At 55.2% G+C, this 17,829-nt stretch carries 15 protein-coding genes; 9 read left to right on the forward strand and 6 right to left on the reverse strand.

Translation table 11 applies throughout. The annotated features are described in order from the left end of the window. Positions 1 to 28 precede the first annotated feature (28 nt). The gene (locus BSF44_RS02685) at positions 29 to 796 is read left to right on the forward strand and encodes an SDR family NAD(P)-dependent oxidoreductase (RefSeq protein ID WP_095942149.1); all 768 of its coding nucleotides are present in this window, start codon (positions 29 to 31) and stop codon (positions 794 to 796) included. Positions 797 to 808: 12 nt separating this feature from the next. Further along, the gene (locus BSF44_RS02690) at positions 809 to 1,564 is read left to right on the forward strand and encodes an SDR family NAD(P)-dependent oxidoreductase (RefSeq protein ID WP_095942150.1); all 756 of its coding nucleotides are present in this window, start codon (positions 809 to 811) and stop codon (positions 1,562 to 1,564) included. An 89-nt stretch (positions 1,565 to 1,653) separates the two neighbouring features. Here BSF44_RS02690 and BSF44_RS02695 read toward each other — a convergent pair whose 3' ends face one another. The 5 genes from BSF44_RS02695 to BSF44_RS02715 form a co-directional block, all read right to left on the reverse strand. Then, the gene (locus BSF44_RS02695) at positions 1,654 to 2,571 is read right to left on the reverse strand and encodes a DMT family transporter (protein WP_095942151.1); all 918 of its coding nucleotides are present in this window, start codon (positions 2,569 to 2,571) and stop codon (positions 1,654 to 1,656) included. 36 nt (positions 2,572 to 2,607) lie between these two features. Beyond that, entirely contained in the window at positions 2,608 to 3,621 is a 1,014-nt protein-coding gene (locus BSF44_RS02700; RefSeq protein ID WP_172435295.1) for a GlxA family transcriptional regulator, read from the reverse strand. 220 nt (positions 3,622 to 3,841) lie between these two features. After that, positions 3,842 to 5,188, reverse strand: coding sequence for an FAD-binding oxidoreductase (locus BSF44_RS02705; protein ID WP_095942153.1), 1,347 nt, complete (start codon positions 5,186 to 5,188; stop codon positions 3,842 to 3,844). After that, a complete protein-coding gene (locus tag BSF44_RS02710; protein WP_095942154.1) occupies positions 5,185 to 6,702 on the reverse strand; it encodes an aldehyde dehydrogenase in 1,518 nt (505 codons plus the stop codon). Before BSF44_RS02710 ends, BSF44_RS02705 begins: the two co-directional genes overlap by 4 nt. After that, positions 6,695 to 7,606 (reverse strand): dihydrodipicolinate synthase family protein, encoded by a 912-nt coding sequence (locus BSF44_RS02715; RefSeq protein ID WP_095942155.1) that lies wholly within the window; start codon positions 7,604 to 7,606, stop codon positions 6,695 to 6,697. Before BSF44_RS02715 ends, BSF44_RS02710 begins: the two co-directional genes overlap by 8 nt. 483 nt (positions 7,607 to 8,089) lie before the next feature. Between BSF44_RS02715 and BSF44_RS02720 the strand changes: the two genes are divergently transcribed. Then, positions 8,090 to 9,325, forward strand: coding sequence for an aromatic ring-hydroxylating dioxygenase subunit alpha (locus BSF44_RS02720; RefSeq protein WP_095942231.1), 1,236 nt, complete (start codon positions 8,090 to 8,092; stop codon positions 9,323 to 9,325). Between the two features lie 112 nt (positions 9,326 to 9,437). On the opposite strand, the gene BSF44_RS02725 is transcribed toward BSF44_RS02720, so the two are convergent. Then, a complete protein-coding gene (locus BSF44_RS02725; protein ID WP_172435296.1) occupies positions 9,438 to 10,391 on the reverse strand; it encodes a LysR family transcriptional regulator in 954 nt (317 codons plus the stop codon). Between the two features lie 449 nt (positions 10,392 to 10,840). Between BSF44_RS02725 and BSF44_RS02730 the strand changes: the two genes are divergently transcribed. From BSF44_RS02730 to BSF44_RS02755, 6 genes are all read left to right on the forward strand, one after another. Further along, positions 10,841 to 11,878: a glycine betaine/L-proline ABC transporter ATP-binding protein gene (locus BSF44_RS02730; RefSeq protein WP_095942156.1), complete on the forward strand. Its 1,038-nt coding sequence runs from the start codon at positions 10,841 to 10,843 to the stop codon at positions 11,876 to 11,878. Between the two features lie 48 nt (positions 11,879 to 11,926). Then, positions 11,927 to 12,892 carry a glycine betaine/L-proline ABC transporter permease ProW gene (gene proW, locus BSF44_RS02735; RefSeq protein ID WP_095942157.1) on the forward strand — a complete coding sequence of 322 codons (966 nt, stop codon included), beginning with the start codon at positions 11,927 to 11,929 and terminating at the stop codon, positions 12,890 to 12,892. Positions 12,893 to 12,960: 68 nt separating this feature from the next. Further along, positions 12,961 to 14,004 (forward strand): glycine betaine/L-proline ABC transporter substrate-binding protein ProX, encoded by a 1,044-nt coding sequence (proX, locus tag BSF44_RS02740; protein WP_172435297.1) that lies wholly within the window; start codon positions 12,961 to 12,963, stop codon positions 14,002 to 14,004. An 87-nt stretch (positions 14,005 to 14,091) separates the two neighbouring features. Next, positions 14,092 to 15,441, forward strand: a complete 1,350-nt coding sequence (locus BSF44_RS02745) for an MmgE/PrpD family protein (RefSeq protein WP_095942158.1) — start codon at positions 14,092 to 14,094, stop codon at positions 15,439 to 15,441. A gap of 48 nt (positions 15,442 to 15,489) precedes the next feature. Then, complete coding sequence (locus BSF44_RS02750; protein WP_095942159.1) at positions 15,490 to 16,524, forward strand: GlxA family transcriptional regulator; 1,035 nt, start codon at positions 15,490 to 15,492, stop codon at positions 16,522 to 16,524. 96 nt (positions 16,525 to 16,620) lie between these two features. Continuing rightward, a complete protein-coding gene (locus BSF44_RS02755; protein ID WP_095942160.1) occupies positions 16,621 to 17,772 on the forward strand; it encodes an MFS transporter in 1,152 nt (383 codons plus the stop codon). The last annotated feature ends 57 nt before the right edge of the window (positions 17,773 to 17,829 follow it).

Here is a 17,829-nt window from a genome sequence, read left to right on the forward strand (position 1 = left end):
GCTGCACCAAAAACTATTAGGTTGCCCTATGAAATTCAATAATAAGGTGGTGGTCATTACCGGCGCTGCTGGCGGTGTCGGACAGGCATTGGCGTTATTGTTCGCCCGAGAAGGCGCAAAGCTTGTTTTATCTGATCTTGACGAAGCCGGTTGCAAATCAATCTCAGCCAAAGTTCGTGACCTGGGCGCCGAAGTGCACTACGTGGCAGGCGATTTACGCCGAAAAGAATATTGCGAAGCGATTGTCCAAACGGCCGTCGATGTTTTTTCGGGGATCGATATCGTATTGAACAATGCGGGCATCATTCCCCGCGGCACGATAGAGGAAACCACTGACGACATGTGGTTCGACGCCATGGGCGTAAACCTGAATGCGGTGTTCTTCATCTGCCGTGCCGCGATACCGCACATGAAAAATCGCCCGGGCGCCGCAATCGTCAACACATCATCTGTCTGGGGAATTTATCCAGGCCCCGCCCACGTGGCGTATTGCACAAGCAAAGGGGCCGTCGCGGCTTTGACCAAAAATCTGGGCCGCGATTGCGCCCCTTTGGGCATCCGTGTCAACGCCGTGTGCCCGCACGAAATCAATACCCCGATGATACGCAGCGGCTTTGAACGTCGCGGCCTGGATCCGGACAAAGCCGTGCAAGAGTTAAACAAGAGCGTGCCGCTAGGCCGTATCGCCGAGCCCGAAGACATTGCGGATGTCATCGCATTTCTGGCGTCCGACGAGGCCAGGTACATCGCCGGTGAAACGGTAGAAGTCACAGGCGCCAAGCCGGTGTCCGGCTAAGGAGAAGTAGCTATGCTCAACGGTAAAAATGTAGTGGTGACCGGGGGCGGCAGAGGGATTGGCCGAGGCATCACCGAACAATTGCTTGTGGCGGGAGCTACGGTGTTGATCGCTCAGCGTCAGGCACTGGACGCCGACTTGCAAAATCACCCTCAGGTCTATTTCGTCGAGGCAGATCTCGCTGCGGTGGAGTCCCCCGGTTTGATCGCGCAAATAGCCCGGGAGCAGCTCGGCGGAGTCGATGTCCTGGTGAATAATGCAGGGTTCATGTTCGAAAAATCGATTGATGAGATGACCGAGCAGGACTGGGATCGCATGATGGCTGTCAATCTGCGGGCACCAGCGTTCTTGTGCAAGGCGTTGGTGCCTCAGATGCGTCAGCGAGGCGGTGGCAGCATCATCAACATCGGGTCGATCGAAGGAATAGGCGCCAACCCTGAACATGCCGCGTACTGTGCCTCCAAGGCTGGCATCCATGGGCTGACCCGAGCCTTGGCAGTCGATCTCGGACGGGACGGCATTCGCTGCAATGCCATTGCTCCAGGGTGGATAAACTCCGAGTTGAGTGATGCATATCTCGCCGCTCAAGCTGATCCGCACGCGGCGCGCCAGGCACTCCAGCGCCTTCACCCGGTCGGACGCACCGGGTTGCCGGCGGATGTCGGCGGGACAGTCGTTTTCCTCGCTTCGCAGTCATCGGCCTTCATTACCGGGCAGGTGCTCGTGGTGGATGGGGGGCGCACAGCGAAACTGCCACTGCCGTTTTGATCGAATCAGCCTGACAGCCTGACTTGCAATGGAGGGAGTCACTGACTCTCCTGCGCTGCAAAATTTCGTGACGGGCACGCGTTGAGTGCTCACGCCTTGGCTTTAATCGCATACAGCCCACCGATAATCACCAACGTTGCTCCGACAACTACCCATGTGTCGGGGCGCTCGGCAAAGACGATCACACCAATCAAAGTGGCGAACACCAGAAGCGCATAGTTGAAAGGCTGCAGGGTAGAAGCGGTTGCGTATTTCAGTGCTTGAATGAACAGAATCTGAGCGACTACGCCCGTCAATGACAGGATCCCCATCAAGAGGCCCTGGACCGGAGTCGGAGAAACCCATGCGGGTAGCCCCGCAAATGTGACTGTCAGGGCACCCACACTTGCCATAAAGAGCATGTTCGTAGCAAAGGCGTCGTGCTGGCTAATCCGGCGCGTCAGTACGTTGAACACCGCGAATGCTAAAGCAGCCAGCAGGGGAATCAGCGCCGCGAGTTCAAAAACGCCCGCGCCTGGTCGAAGGATGATCAGTGTCCCGGTGAACCCTATGGCGGCGGCAATCCAGCGCCGCAGACCTATGAACTCCCCAAGCACGGCCCCCGCCAATGCCAGTGCCATCAGCGGAAATACGGCATAGAGCGCATGCATTTCGGCCAGGCCCAAATATCGTAGCCCCACTGCAAACAGTATGGTTTCACCCACGGCTAACAGCGCTCGAATGATTTGGAGCCAAGGGTGCTTACTGCGAAATGACTCTTTGCCCCTACCTTGGTAGGCGGCATATCCGAGGGCAAAAACGACAAACACCCAATAGCGCACCATGACCAGTTGGGCAACCGGGAAGTCATTGACAAGCAACTTGGTTATTCCGTCCTGGCTCGCAAAGATAAGCATTGAAAGCAGGCATAAAAAAATCCCGAGTTGGGGCCTTGCGACGCCAGGACTCGCAGCAACGGTGGGCGCGGCATTTTTTGTTCGGTCACACTTCAATCGCAACTCGGTCATGCCCTCCTCCCTGATTTTTTTTCGACAGCCCGGTTTTTACTTCACCATCCGCGTTTCTCTCGAAGGCCGGTAACCGAAGTACGAGCTGTAGCATTTACTGAAATGGCTCGGTGAAACAAAGCCGCACGCAACCAGCACGTCAACCTGAGACAGCTCTGTGTGCTGAAGTAATCGCCGTGCTTCGGTAATACGCAATTCCAGGTAATACCGTTGCGGCGTGGTACCCAGTTGCTCTTTGAACAAGCGCTCTATTTGTCGACGGGAGCGTCCGGCATAGACCGCCAGTTGGTCCATTTGCAACGGTTCTTCCAGGTTGGCGTCCATCAGCTTGACCACCTCTTTGAGGGGGGCACTCAACGAGATATTCTGTGTCGGTTTGATACGCCGATACCGCGACTCTTCGAAAGACAGAATGTCTTCGATGCCCTCGACAAGTGCCTTGCCGTGCAGTCCTTTGATCCACTCGAGAGCCATATGATAGGCACCCGCCGGACTCGAAGCCGTCAGCCGGTCTCGATCCATGACAAATGCTTCACTGGTGACATGCGTGACTTTTGAAATTTCTGCGAGCGCAGGTCGGTGTTCGGGATGAATCGCACAACGATACCCCTCAAGCAAACCTGACACGCCCAAAAACCACGCCCCATTCCACAGTCCGGCCAGGGTGATACCCAGTTCCGATGCCGTTTTAAGGATGCTGATCAGCTCGTGATTGACTTTGAGTTCGGTGCGATAGCCGCCGCATATCACCAGCAAATCAAGGTCTTTGAGTGCCGCCACGTCCAAACGCGCATCCGGTCGAATGACCAGGCCAAGGTCGCTGGTCACCTCTCCGTCCTGCACCCCGAAGGTTCGTGAAGAGAACAACGTTGGACGCAAAAGGTTGGCAGTGACTATCGTATCGAGCGCTTGCGTAAATGCAGGCAACGAGAAGTGCTCGAGCAGTAAAAATCCTGCCCGGGCATGGGCCGTCGGCTCACTCCGGGTCTCTTCCACATAGCGCAGGTTTTTACCTTTCATACACCCGCTGAAATCTCGTCGTTCGATCACTTTACGTCTCGCTTCTTTACCCTGACCTGTTCTTTGGTACACAGGGTAACAAATGGCCAAGAGCGCTGCGTGCAGCTTATGGCTCCTCCCCTGCCATTCTTGACCTCGGCACCCATCGCAATGATGTCCGTGATAGGCACATAAACACTGGCAGTTCACGCACGCGGATCTGAATCGAAAAAATGCTCTCCATATAGGAAAAGCCGCCAACTTAAACTTGTTAACCTTCTCGCCCGGCCCAAAATTCATGCCAGCGAATGACCGAACTGACACCCAGCTTCGTTATTATTTGGGGGGGGAGCCTGCTGGGCCCTGGCGCGTGACTGATACTTTCCAGAAAATCAGAACGTATACCCGAAGCCAATTCCGCCGCCATTACACCTGCCAGAGTGCTCTTGACCGTTCCCAACCCATTTTCGCAGCAAGCCGAATACAGGTTTTCTTCGATCTCGCCAAATGCAGCGGCGCTGTTACGACTCAAACACAGACGGCCGGCCCAACTGAATTCCAACGCAGTGGATTTCAATTCCGGAAAGCGGGCGTCCAAGGAGTGTCGCTGCTCCTTGGCCACCGCCGCTACACGCTCTGGCGTTACCTGGATACTCGGGTCATAGGTGAACTTTGTCCGGATGACGATACGCGAGAGACCGTCCGTAGAGATTTTACGAACAGTCGCTCCCATTGGATCGGCTGGCAACAATGCCCACTTGGCTCTACCCGGTACGTCTTTCTTGAATGCATCATCACTGTACGCGGCCGTCATGGAGGCGTAAGTGAAGACGTGCAACAGGCGTCCTTGATAATGTCCAAAATCTTCAATGTGCCCGTTAACCCCCAAAATGACCTTGGGTGCGTGCACCGTCCCGTTATGAGATCGAGCGCTCCAACCGCTTCCCTGCCTGGTCAACTCAATAATCGGAGAGCGTTCGAACAGCGTGATTTTCCCTTCGAGCCCTGCTGCCAGGTCTCTAATGTATTGCGCGGGTTGAATCAACACTGCGCCGGGCGTGTAGATCCCACCGTGGTAATAGGTGGACCCGGTGATTTCGCGCATTTGCGCGGCATCAAACATCTCGAACTTCTCGCCGATGCGCTCAAGGGATTGAGCGTAATTGACGTTCAGCTTCAATCCCCGCTCAGTGGCGGCCGCGTTGATCTTCCCTGATGGGTCAAAGGTGTTTGTGGACATGCCGTACTCGCGTGCGGCTTGCGCGGCAAAATCAATAGCAAAACGATTTTGCGTGATTTCCAGCGCCGTTGCAGACTCACTCGCCACAGAGTATTCCCCGGACGACAGACTGTGCGGCACATCGATCATGAAACCAGAGTTCCTGCCTGCCGGCCCCTTGGCGACTTCATGAGCATCGACCACAACAATGCTGTCACCGGGGTGTAACTGTGAAAGTCTGCGAGCGGCGGACAAGCCGGCAAAACCGGCACCGATAATCAGCCAATCCGCCGTCACGTTTCCATCAAGCATGCGGACAGGCGCAGTGCGTGCGGAAATCGCCTCCCAACCCGAAACCCCGGTATCTACCGGCAGGCGCTTGATGGTATGGGTGCTCATTTTTCGGTCTCTTCATCCGACCGATCAGACACATCGATCCAGATTGTTTTGATTTCGGTGTACTGGTCATGGGCAAAAATGGATTTGTCCCGACCGCCGAAGCCCGACTCCTTGTAGCCGCCGAATGGCGTCGAAGCATCGCCCTCACCAAAGCAGTTCACCGTGACGATGCCCGCGCGAATTTCCCGCGACAACCTGATCGCCCGGCGCAGACTGGCGGTGTACACCGAGGCTGCCAGGCCGTAGACCGTGTTATTGGCCAGGGCAATCGCTTCCGAGATCGTATTGAAGGTGGTGACCGAAAGAATCGGGCCGAAGATCTCTTCCTGAAACAGACGGTTGTCTGGACCGACACCGTCTATCACGGTCGGCTCTACGAAGGCACCGTCTTTGGTCGCACCACCGTAAACCACTTCAAGCTTTCCGGCGGTGGCGTGCTCAAGGTACGACTTCACTTTTGCGAAATGCTCAGGGCTGACCAGCGACCCTACGCGGTTTTCCGGATCAAGTGGGTCGCCCATCTTCCATTCGCGGATGTAGGCGCCCATGCGCTCCAGCAGCTCGTCTTTAACAGACGCATGGACGATCAGACGCGAGGTCGCGGAGCAGTTCTCGCCCATATTCCAGAACGCGCCATTGACGACATGCTGAGCGACGAGATCCAGGTCTTGCGCATCGTCCATCACCACGGCCGGGTTTTTCCCGCCGCACTCAAGGACGATGCGCTTCAGGTTCGAATCGGCGGCGTAATGCAGGAAGCGGCGGCCGGTCGCAGTGGAACCGGTAAAGCTCACCATGTCGACGTCGTTATGCAAGCCAATGGGCTCGCCGACCTCTTTGCCCGTGCCGGTCACAATGTTGAGGACCCCGGCGGGTATACCGGCTTCAAACGCCAACTGAGCAACGCGCAACGTGGTCAGTGATGTTTGTTCGGCAGGTTTGACGATGACCGAACAGCCCGCAGCGAGCGCCGGGCCGATTTTCCAGGCCAGCATCAGCAGCGGGAAGTTCCAGGGCAATACGCAGCCCACCACGCCGATCGGCTCCCGGACCACCATGGTCAGCGCGTCGCTGCCCACCGGGGCGGTGTTGTCATAAATCTTGTCGATCAGTTCTGCGTGCCAGCGGATCGTGTGGATGGTGTCCGGGATGTCGACCAACTGACATTCACTGACCGGTTTGCCGCTATCGAGACTTTCGAGAACGGCCAGTTCGTGTTGATGGCTTTCAAGCAGGTTTGCAAACTTCAACAGAACCGCTTTGCGCTCCCGAGGCGAAACAGATCTCCAGCGTCCATCCTCAAAGGCCTCCTTGGCATTGCTCACCGCGAAGTCGACATCATCGGACGAACAAGCTGCGATGTCGGTCAAAAATGCACCGGTTGCCGGATTGTTCGTGGCGAAGGTTTTGCCAGAGATCGCGGGCTTGAACGCGCCATTGATGAACGCCCTGGATGGCAGCGAAATGTCTTTGGCCAGAGCAGCGTATTCGGCCTTGCTCAGAAGATCACCCATGGCTGGCTCCCGAAGTAATGTTGGCTACGTTACGTTTGAGTTCAGTAATGACCGACGCGAAACGCTGTTTTTCGTCCGCTTCAAGTGGCTGCAACGGCAGGCGCACGTTACCGACGTTCAATCCGGCAACTTCACAGCCGTACTTGATCGACTGCACGAACTTGCCACCGTCCAGGGCATTCATCAGCGGCATCATTGCCGACATGATTTGACGGCCTTTGTCGAAGTTCTTTTCGATCACGCAGGCTTCATAAAGCGCAACGTGTTCCCTGGGCAGGAAGTTGGAACCTGCGCACACCCAACTGCGGGCGCCCCAGGCAAAAAACTCGAGGGCCTGGTCGTCCCATCCGCAGGACAAGGCGATATTGGGGAACTGCCGGGCCAGCCTATGCACCTGGGCCATGTCGCCGGAGCTTTCCTTGATGGCGATGACGTTTTTCGATTGGCTGACACGCGTGAAGTATTCTTCATCCATCGAAACGCACATGCGCCCCGGATAGTTGTAAAGCATGATCGGCAAGTTCGCTGCGCGATCGATAGTGAGCGCGTGAATCGCGTTTTCCTGTGAGGTTGGCAGCGCATAAGGCGGGGACGTGACAAGAATGGCGTCCGCTTTGATCGATTTGGCATCCTTGGCGTACTGAACCGCATCTTCGGTGCGAATCGCCCCGGTACTGACGATCAGTTGCACCCGCGTGCCAATCACGTCTTTGGCGTAGGCCGCCAACTCGGTGCGTTCTTCCGACGTCTGCGCATAATACTCGCCGGTCGACCCGCCGATAATAATGCCGTGCACCTTCGCCTCAATCAGCGACTCCAAAACTTGGGAGTACACATCCCAGTCAATCTCCCCATCAGAGTTATAAGGAGTTACTGCTGGCGTATAAATACCTTCAAATTTCAAGATAAATGCTCCGAATGGGAGTTAGGTGGAAGATCAACGAACGCGTCAGCTTTAATGCCTTGAGGCGCGATAAAGATCTCTATGCTTTACGGGACAGTTCCCAATGCTCAAGCACGAGATCGCCAGAGGTTGTTTTACTGACTAAGTACCGTTAGCTGTTGAATCCAGACTGGCATGGGGCAATAGAGTGGTCAATAGCGTGTCTTCCTCGCATAGACATCTTTAAAGCGATATAGCGCACAGAGTCGAAAAATATTAATCCTTTAAAATCAATTGGTTACGAACAGCATCTTAAAGCTACGCTATCGATCGATAACATTTGTTTATGCATTGATAAGCGTAAAAGTTTCTTGTTGGGGTGTGATTGCAGACGTAGTCTTTACAACAGCGATATTTTATCGGCGAAATGACGTTACCCAATATCGAGATTGATGCAAACAATGGTCTTTTGTCGTCCCTTTGGTATTTTGGAGTGTGTTGACCGTGAGCACTAAATCGGCAGTTTCAAATCTTGTTGCGCAGCGCAAGCCTGACCATGCGCTGCCAGGTACCCTCTATAGCGACCCAGATGTCTACAGGCAGGATCTGGAACAGATCTGGCACAAAAGCTGGATCTTCGCCGGGCACACATTTGAGCTGGAGAAGTCGGGTCAGTACCTGTCGCTGCAAATCGGCGATTACCCTGTCGCGATCGTCCGTGGCGCAGACAAGCAGATTCGTGCATTCCACAACGCTTGTCGTCATCGCGGCTCCAAGGTATGCCCGCAAGCGAGCGGCAAGGTCGCCAAGCTGGTGTGCCCTTACCACAAATGGACATTCGAACTGGATGGCAGACTGCTTTTCGCCGGAAACATGGGGGAGGACTTCGACAAGTCACAGCATGGCTTGAAGTCCGTGCATTGTGAGGTCGTCGAAACGTACATCTATGTGTGCGTCGCTGATGTGGCGCCTGACTTTTCGTCATTCAGAAAATCTCTGACGCCTTTCGTTGCGCCTCATAACCTGGACGACTGTAAAGTCGCGTTTGAGTCGAACATCATCGAGAAAGGTAACTGGAAACTGGTTTTCGAGAACAACCGCGAGTGTTACCACTGCGATTTTACTCACCCGGAATTGATGCACTCATTCGTCGACAACCCATCAGTGGGTGGCGCCGGAGGCGATGAGGATCTTGAACTCAAAGAGCATTGGGATCGTTGCGAAGCGGCAGGCCTGCCCAGCCGATTGGTCATGGACGAAGACGGTCGCTTCCGCATGACGCGCATCCCCCTTTTTTCCGGTGCCGTCAGCTACACAATGGATGGCAAGCCTGCGGTTGCCGGTCGCTTGGACACAACCGGTGAAGCCAACATCGGTGCGCTGCTGTATTTCAACTACCCATCGACCTGGAACCACTTTCTGGGCGATCACGCGCTGAGCTTCCGCGTTCTGCCCATCGGTCCGGGCGAAACGTTGGTCACTACAAAATGGATCGTCAAGAAGGACGCGCAGGAAGGTGTCGACTACGACATCGATCGCCTGACCAAGGTTTGGCTTGCAACCAATGACCAGGATCGCACCCTGGTTGAAGGCGCACAGGTCGGCGTCAGCTCTCCTGCTTACGAGCCGGGCCCATTGTCGGTGGCCAGCGAAATTGGTGTGTGTCAGTTTGATGATTGGTACTGCAAAACGATGCTTGAACAGCTCAATGACACGATCCCGTTAAGATCTGTCGGCTAAGCAAAACTGCCGGTGGTGAGAACCACGAATGATCACCACCGGCATACCCAAACTTCTCCCCTCCTCGCACCCCGAGTCACGGCTCAATCAGCACTCCTGCCTTCCAGACAGCTCAGGAAAACTGGGCGAGAATCCAGTCTCGTAACCGACAACACGCGTCGTCATTGATCCGGTCCTCACGAAATGTCAGATAGTGCTGACTTTCATGGAGAACCACTTCCTCTTCGATCGGCCGAATCAGCGTGCCGTTTTCGATCAGGTTTGCAACCAGGTGATTCCATCCGAGGGCTACACCCTGATGGGTCAACACCATGCTGATGACCAGGTTGTAGTCGTTCGCGTTGAAAACGTGAGGGCTGTCGTGGGGGCGTTTCTCGATATCAACATCGTGATAAGCCAGCCAAACACCCCAGTCAACGTGCTCCGCTACCTGGGATCGGCCATAGGGGCTGAGGTTGAGCAAAACCCCGTCGCGTAACCCTTCCAGGCTGGACAGCTCAGGGTGCTCCTCTTTGTAGCGAGGTGTGCACACAGGATAGATGACGTCATGAAACAACGGATAACTGCGGTAGCCATCCTGAATCCTGGCCATTTTGGTGATGAAGATGTCCGGAGTGACACCCGGTTCCATTGACAAAAAGTTTTGAGTGGTGACCAGATTGAGGTCGATGTCTGCGTTCTTGGTAAAAAAGCCTGGCAGCTTCGCTGCGAGCCAAAGAGCTGAAAACGCGGGAGAACAGCAAAGCGTCAACGTGCGCTTGCCTGCATTGTTGGTGCGAATGCGCTCCGCCGCCTGGGAAATGTTGACGAAAGATAGCTGTGCCGCATCAAAAAAGATCGATCCGGCTTCCGTCAACTCGACAGCTCGCCCCACCCTCTTGAAGAGATCCACCCCAAGGTACGCCTCAAGCTCACGAATCTGACGGCTGATCGCCGCTTGAGTAACACACAGCGCTTCAGCCGCACGCGTAAAGCTCTGATATTTGGCGGCGGCTACGAATGACTTCACTGCTTTCAGAGACGGCATTTTCAGCAGCGTCATGTCTGGATCGATGTGCTTAACCATAACCTAGAGTATTGAATATCCGGTTCGGGGCCCTTTGAAGGGCCGTTAGGGACGAGATCGGCGGGAAGGTTCCACCTGGAGCCAATGCTGGAGCGTAGCTGAAACAAAGGGTCTAAGACAGGGCCAGGCGTACTCGTCTTCGCAACTAGCACTGCCGCAGTCGCAAATTGACTCGATTCAATAATTGATAACATGGCGTTATTGATTGGCGGGAAGAAATGTTGTTAGACGCTGACTCTATAAGGTAATAACTTGGTTCTCAAGGAACTGCTTAATTCAGCGCCGACAAAAACAAAAATAATAAACATCACATAATAAAGAGGATGGTCACTATGACTATTTCCCAATCTTTCTCCCAGCTTGACTGCCCCTACAAGCACCGTCTGAATTGATCAAGACACGTACACCTGAATTCTTGATCTTATGTCGTAATTGCAGCAGGAGGGATTATGAGTCTTGGTGACGAGATACTCTCGGTAAAAAACATTTACAAGGTCTTTGGTGCTCAGCCAAAACTCGCGATGGAGATGCTGGCGCGCGGTGCTGATAAAAGTGAAATTTTCAGCAAAACCGGTCAAGTCGTTGGCGTTTTCGACGCCAGTTTCTCCGTAAAACGTGGAGAGATTTTTGTCATCATGGGGCTTTCCGGTTCCGGGAAATCGACGATGGTGCGCTTGTTCAATCGACTGATCGAGCCAACCTGCGGAACAATCCATCTCAACGGCCGGGAAATCACCGGTCTGTCGGATGCCGATCTCCTCAGCGTTCGTCGCAAAGACATGAGCATGGTGTTTCAGTCGTTTGCCCTGATGCCCCACATGAGTGTGATCGACAACGTTGCTTTCGGCCTGGAAATCTCGGGGGTCGAGGAAAGCGAACGGCATAAACGTGCACTCGAGGCACTTAAACAGGTGGGGCTCGATGGCCACGCCTACAGCTACCCGCACCAACTGTCCGGCGGTATGCAACAGCGGGTAGGCCTGGCCCGAGCGCTGGCCAACGACCCAGCCATCCTGCTGATGGACGAGGCCTTCTCGGCGCTCGACCCGTTGATTCGCCACGAAATGCAGGGCGAACTGATCCGCCTTCAGGCAGAACAGCATCGCACCATCATCTTCATCTCCCATGACATTGACGAGGCGATTCGCATCGGCCATCGCATAGCGATCATGGAGGGTGGCCGGGTCGTACAGATCGGTACCCCGCAAGAGCTGCTTTGCAACCCGGTGAACGATTACGTCAGGGCTTTCTTCAAAGGGTTCGATGCCTCGAAGATCCTGAAGGCTGGCGATGTTGCCAGGATTTGTGCAGAGCATCCGTACGCCGTGGATCAATCCACGCCTACGCTGCGCGACGATGTACTCCTGCAGGACGTCTTTCACATCGTCGCCGATGCAGTTAATCCAGTTGCCGTCCTGGATCGCCAGGGTGTGTTCAAAGGCACGATCTCCAAGAGCCTACTGCTTCAGACAATGAGCCGACACTAATAGTCTCTATTAGCTGGCTTGCCAGGCTCGGACATTCAGGTGATTAGCATGAACGAATTCAGTTTTCTCGACCCGTTTCAATCCATCAACATCCCTTTGGGCCAATGGGTAGAAATTGCCCTGAATTATCTGGTTCATAATTTCCGCGAGGTATTCCGCTCGATTAGATGGCCAATCGACCAGGTACTTAATGGTATTCAGTTCGGACTGTTGGCTATTCCTCCCTCGATATTCATTATTATCGCGACGCTCTTCGGCTGGCAGGTAGGAGGGAAAAAGATCGGAGTCCTTTGCCTCGTCACCCTCACCCTCTTGGGCGTGATCGGCGTATGGAGTGACGCCATGATCACCCTCGCGCTGGTGCTCACTTCACTGTTTTTCTGTGCCGTCATTGGCATACCGCTGGGTGTCCTGTGTGCCCGCAGTGACCGGCTGGAGATGCTTCTGCGGCCAGTGCTCGACGCCATGCAAACACTGCCTGCTTTTGTTTATCTGGTACCCGTGGTGATGCTGTTTGGCATCGGCAACGTACCGGGGGTCCTGGTCACGATCATCTTTTCGGTAGCGCCACTGGTCAGGCTCACCAATCTGGGAATTCGCCAGGTGCCGGAAGACAAGGTTGAGGCCGCCCGGGCTTTCGGATGTACCCCACGCCAGATGCTGAGGCGAGTTCAACTTCCTTTGGCTGCACCAACAATCATGGCGGGCTTGAATCAGGCATTGATGTTGTCACTGTCGATGGTGGTGATCGCATCGATGATTTCGGTTGGTGGGCTGGGGATGATGGTGCTTCGCGGGATTGGCCGCCTTGACATGGGCTTGGCAACCGTCGGTGGCCTGGGCCTGGTATTGCTGGCGATTTTCCTTGACCGCCTGACCCAGGCGATGGGCGAGCGCAGTAACAGAGCCACCAAAGGTGAGCACTGGTACCAGACCGGCCCGGCGGGTGTCATCTATCGCCTGAAGAGAAAAAACACGGTTACGAAAATGGAAGTCAGCCCCAAAGAAAGCTAACTGCGCTAAGCGGCGCGTCGTGAACCAAAAGAAATGCCAACTTAGTAATCCAGCCAAGGTAAACAATAATGAACTTCACAACAGTCGGAATAAAACAGAAATTCATTCACTCTGTGGCGCTTTTAGTACTGGCGGTTTCACCTGTTTTCGCATCGGCCGCCACCGCGCAGTTGCCTGGAAAAGGGGTGTCGATCACTCCCATTTTCCCGTCAATCGCCGAAGAGCGATTCCGCGGAGAAATTGCAATGGCGGGACTCAAGGAGTTGGGCTACGACGTTGAGACGCCCAAGGAAACCGAGTACTCCACCATGATGGTGGCGATTTCCAATGGCGACGCCGATTTCTCGGTACATCTGTGGGAGGAACTGCACAAATCTTTCTACCAGAAGGCCGGCGGCGATGAGACGATGGTGAAAACCGGCGACATTATGCCGGGCGTGTTGCAGGGCTACATGATTGACAAGAAAACGGCTGATGAACACCACATCACCTCTATAGAAGATTTACAGAAACCGGAAATCGCCAAACTGTTCGATGCCAATGGTGACGGTAAAGCTGACCTCACTGGTTGCAACCCTGGTTGGGGCTGTGAGCTCATCATTGCCCACCACATGAAAGCCTATGGCCTGGAAAAGAGCGTAACCAATAACCAGGGCTCCTACTTTGCGCTGATGGCCGACACCATCGCTCGTTATAAACAAGGCAAGCCAATTCTCTATTACACCTGGGTGCCTCAGTGGATCTCCGGTGTGCTGGTCGAAGGTAAGGATGTTGTCTGGCTGACCGTGCCGCGTACGGATCTTCCAGGCGGCAAAAACGATGTCAACACTACCTTCAATGGTAAAAACCTTGGTTTCGCGGTAGACAGTGTCAAAGCGGTGATCAACAAAGAGTTCGCCGAGAAAAATCCGGCGGCCGTGAAGTTCCTGTCGGAAATGCAGATCACTACCGACGATGAAAGCGCGCAAAATCTCAAAATGCACGATGGCGAAAAAAGTGCAGCTGACATTACCCGGCACGCCAAAGAATGGATCGCGGCTCATCGCGCGAAATACGACAGCTGGCTGGCAGACGCACGCGCCGCGGCAAATACCGCCACCGCAAAGAACTAGTCCCCTCTTATAAAGCTGCGTAAAAGGTTGTCCTTCACCGGGCAACTTTTTTATCCGTTTCGGCGTTCATCACTCGGGAATATTGAAATGCAGTTGTATTCATTCGTCCAGAATTTCAGTTACAAGGACGCGCCCCTGCATACACGCGAGTTGGTTAAAACTTGCCTGCTCGACATCATTGGCGTGGCCGCCGGAGCTCGCAATAATCAAACCAGTGTGATGCTCAAAACCTACGCTGACACTCACTACTCTGCCAACAAGCTGTCCAGCCGCCTTTGGTTCGACGGCAGAGCCGTACATCCACTGGGCGCCGCGTATGCCGGCGGTTTCTGCGTTGATAGCCTGGATGCACATGAAGGCCACTTCACCTCCAAGGGGCATGCGGGTGCAACCGTTGTCCCGGCCATTGTGGCATTGGTAGACGCGTATCGCAGTCAGGGCAAAGACATCAGCGGCGAAGAATTCCTCAGCGCACTGTGCATCGGTTACGAGACTGCCTTGCGGGCGGGCCAGGCATTGATGGCCACCGCCCCTGAATATCATGCCTCAGGCGCCTTTTCCGGGATCGGGGTCGTTTGCGCCGGAGCCCGCCTGCTGAAGCTTGATGAAACGACTTTCCGTCATGCGCTGGGTATCGCGGAATACTTCGGCCCGAGGTGCCCGATGATGCGCCTGGTGAGCTTTCCGACGATGTTGCGCGATGCCCACGGCGCCGGGGCGTATGCCGGACTGAACGCATTACTGATGGCACAGCTCGGTGTCACTGGCGCTCCAGCCGCCACCGTTGAACCGTTGGAGATTTCCACTTTCTGGCAGGACATCGGAACCCGTTGGGAGATCGACGAGCAATATTTCAAACCGTGGCCGGTATGTCGCTGGGCGCAACCGGCACTCACGGCCATGACCGATCTGATGCGAGCACATCCTGTCATCACTGCTGAGTTGATCGAGACCATCGATGTCGAGACATTTCACGAGTCTGTGTGCCTGCAGGGGCATTTTCCGAAGAATGCGGACGAGGCCCAATACGCGCTGGCATTCCCACTGGCCGCCTTGATCGTTCGTGGAAAGCTGGGCCCTGACGAAGTCACCGGGGACTCCATTCATGCGCCGGACATCCTGAATATCAGCGCGAAGATAACCCTTCATGAGGCGCCCGACCTGTCCGCCAGGTTCCCTGAGGAAATCCTCTCCCGCGTCACCGTCACCCTGAAAGACGGCACGCGTCTGACGAGCCCAACCGCGACGGCCAAGGGCGACCCCGGCAACCCTCTGTCGAGTGCCGAACTCACGGCTAAATATCATTTGCTGGCGGATGACAGCCTGGGATCCGCGGTCAGCAACGCGATCAAGAGCAGTGTTGAAGCACTGCCTGAGAGCGGTGACTGCCGGTCATTCTTTGACTTGTTGCTGTCTGCGCCAAAAACCGCTGTCTAGATTGAGCAACGGTTTCGTAGCTATTGGTAAAGGTGTCAAAGAGGGCTTATGCCATTCGTATTCGAGAGCGTGCTTAAAGACAAGAACATGGGGTACTCCTGTACGGCGCAGAAACCAATAAAGCCGCCGGCGGTGACTCGTGTAGCGTTCGTGCTTTTGAACAATTTCTCGATGATGTCGTTCACCGGCGCTATCGATGCGCTGGTGACCGCCAACCTGATTAGCTCGACGCCGGCGTTTGAGGTGTTGACGGTCGGCATCAAGAACCGTCTTGTGATGAGCGATCTGGGAATCGCCATTTCAGCGGACCTGGAGTTATCCCAACTACCGGATCGCATCGACGTTCTCATTGTCGCGGGTGGTTTGCGAGTGAAGCTGATCAGCGACCCGCTGTTACGGCGCAAGCTACGTAACGTCGCCTCTCTTGGCGCGACCATGGGCGGTTTGTGGAATGGTGCGTTTTTTCTGGCGGAAGCTCAGTTGATGGACGGTGTCGAGTGTGCCTTCCATCCAGATGGGCGAGCGATGATGGAGGATGTTTTCCCCAAAGTCCTGGTCACTTGTCGGACTCACGTATTGGATAGAAACCGTATCACATGCGCCGGTGCCAGCAGTTCGTTACGCATGATGCTGGAGCTCATCACCGCTAAACAAGGCGTGTCGCTGACCCACGCTGTCGAGGAAATACTCGGTTGCGATCAAACCGCTGAAGTCTCCGGGATATCGACTGTCATCGTTGACACTGACCCCACCTTGCCACAAACCCTGAAGCTCGCTTTAGAACTGATGCAAAAGAACATCGAAGAGCCACTATCGATCGACGAACTGGCTGAATGTGTGAAAATTTCCCGACGACAATTGGAGCGGCGCTTCTGCCGTTTCGTGGGCGCCACGCCCACACGCTACTACCTTGAGCTGCGCTTGACTCGAGCACGACAGCTTATTCTGCAGAGCAATCGGCCGATCACCGATATCGCGATTGCGACCGGCTTCTGTAGTTTCGCCAACTTCCATATGCGCTTTCGTGACTTCTTTGGCGTAGCGCCAAGCAGTTATAGAGCGACGTATGAGCGCAGGCGCTGAGTTTCGAAGCCCGGGCACGAAAAAAACATACGAAACCCGCACTGTCCAAGCCGAGTAACCGGTGGCTGACATCATCGATAAGGATTACCGAGAATCATGAATGCTCCATCGTCGGTGTTGATAACCACGGCTAACCACAGCGAGCGGATGTCTACACGCATTGCCTTCCTCATCGCGGGCTTGCTCATGTCCGCTTGGGCGCCTCTGGTTCCATTGGTCAAGGCACGCGCCGGCCTGGACGATGGCGGCCTGGGGTTGCTGCTGCTTGGCCTTGGCGGTGGATCTATTGTGGCCATGCCCTTCGCCGGCTATCTCACTGCACACTATGGATGCCGACCGGTCGTAATCTGGGCGACGATTGTCTTGTGTGCCGTTCTTGCGCTGTTGAGCACCGTGACCTGGCTGCCGGGCTTGGTCATCGCTGTCATTATCTTCGGTGCCAGTATGGGCATGCTTGATTGCGCCATGAACATACAGTCCGTCATCGTCGAGAAAAACAGCGGGCAGGCGCTTCAGTCCGGCTTCCATGGCCTTTACAGCGTCGGAGGCATCGTGGGCGCCGGGGCCATGACCGCTTTATTGACCTTGGGGCTGGATCCACTGATTGCGGCGCTCTGTATCGTTGCCACCGTTTTGGGATCGCTTTACAAGGCCGCGCCTGCTTTGCTGACTTATGGCACTGAACGGGGTGGGCCATTGTTCGCGGTGCCCAGAGGTATCGTGCTGCTTTTAGGGACGCTCTGCTTCATCGTCTTCCTCACCGAAGGTGCAATGCTTGACTGGAGCGCAGTCTTCCTTGTCTCAAACCGAGGGTTAGAGCCGAGCATCGCCGGTTTGGGCTACGCATCCTTCGCCGCGGCGATGACGGTGGGCCGCCTGACGGGGGACGCCATCGTCAGCAAACTGGGCGGCGTACGCGTCGTTGCGCTTGGCGGGCTTTGCGCAGCCGCGGGCATGATCGTGTCGCTTGGAATCGATGGCTGGCCCGCGTCCTTGATCGGCTACGCCCTGGTCGGGGCTGGCTGCTCGAACATTGTCCCGGTGCTCTTTACCGCTGTAGGCCGGCAGCAACGTATGCCACAGGCGGTAGCCATCCCCGCTGTCATCTCGATGGGCTACGCGGGCATTCTGATCGGTCCCGTGTTTATTGGGGCGGTCGCCCATCTGAGCACCTTGTCGTTCGCTCTGGGCGGCCTGATTGTCTTCCTCGTTTTTGTCAGTGCAACAGCACGATTTCTTCGTAATTGACCCAATCGTTTCCGGCACGATTTCAGCATTGGCCATTGCGAATCGAACTCCTCGTCC

The organism is Pseudomonas sp. ACN8 (genome assembly GCF_002303925.1).
Lineage (GTDB): Bacteria > Pseudomonadota > Gammaproteobacteria > Pseudomonadales > Pseudomonadaceae > Aquipseudomonas.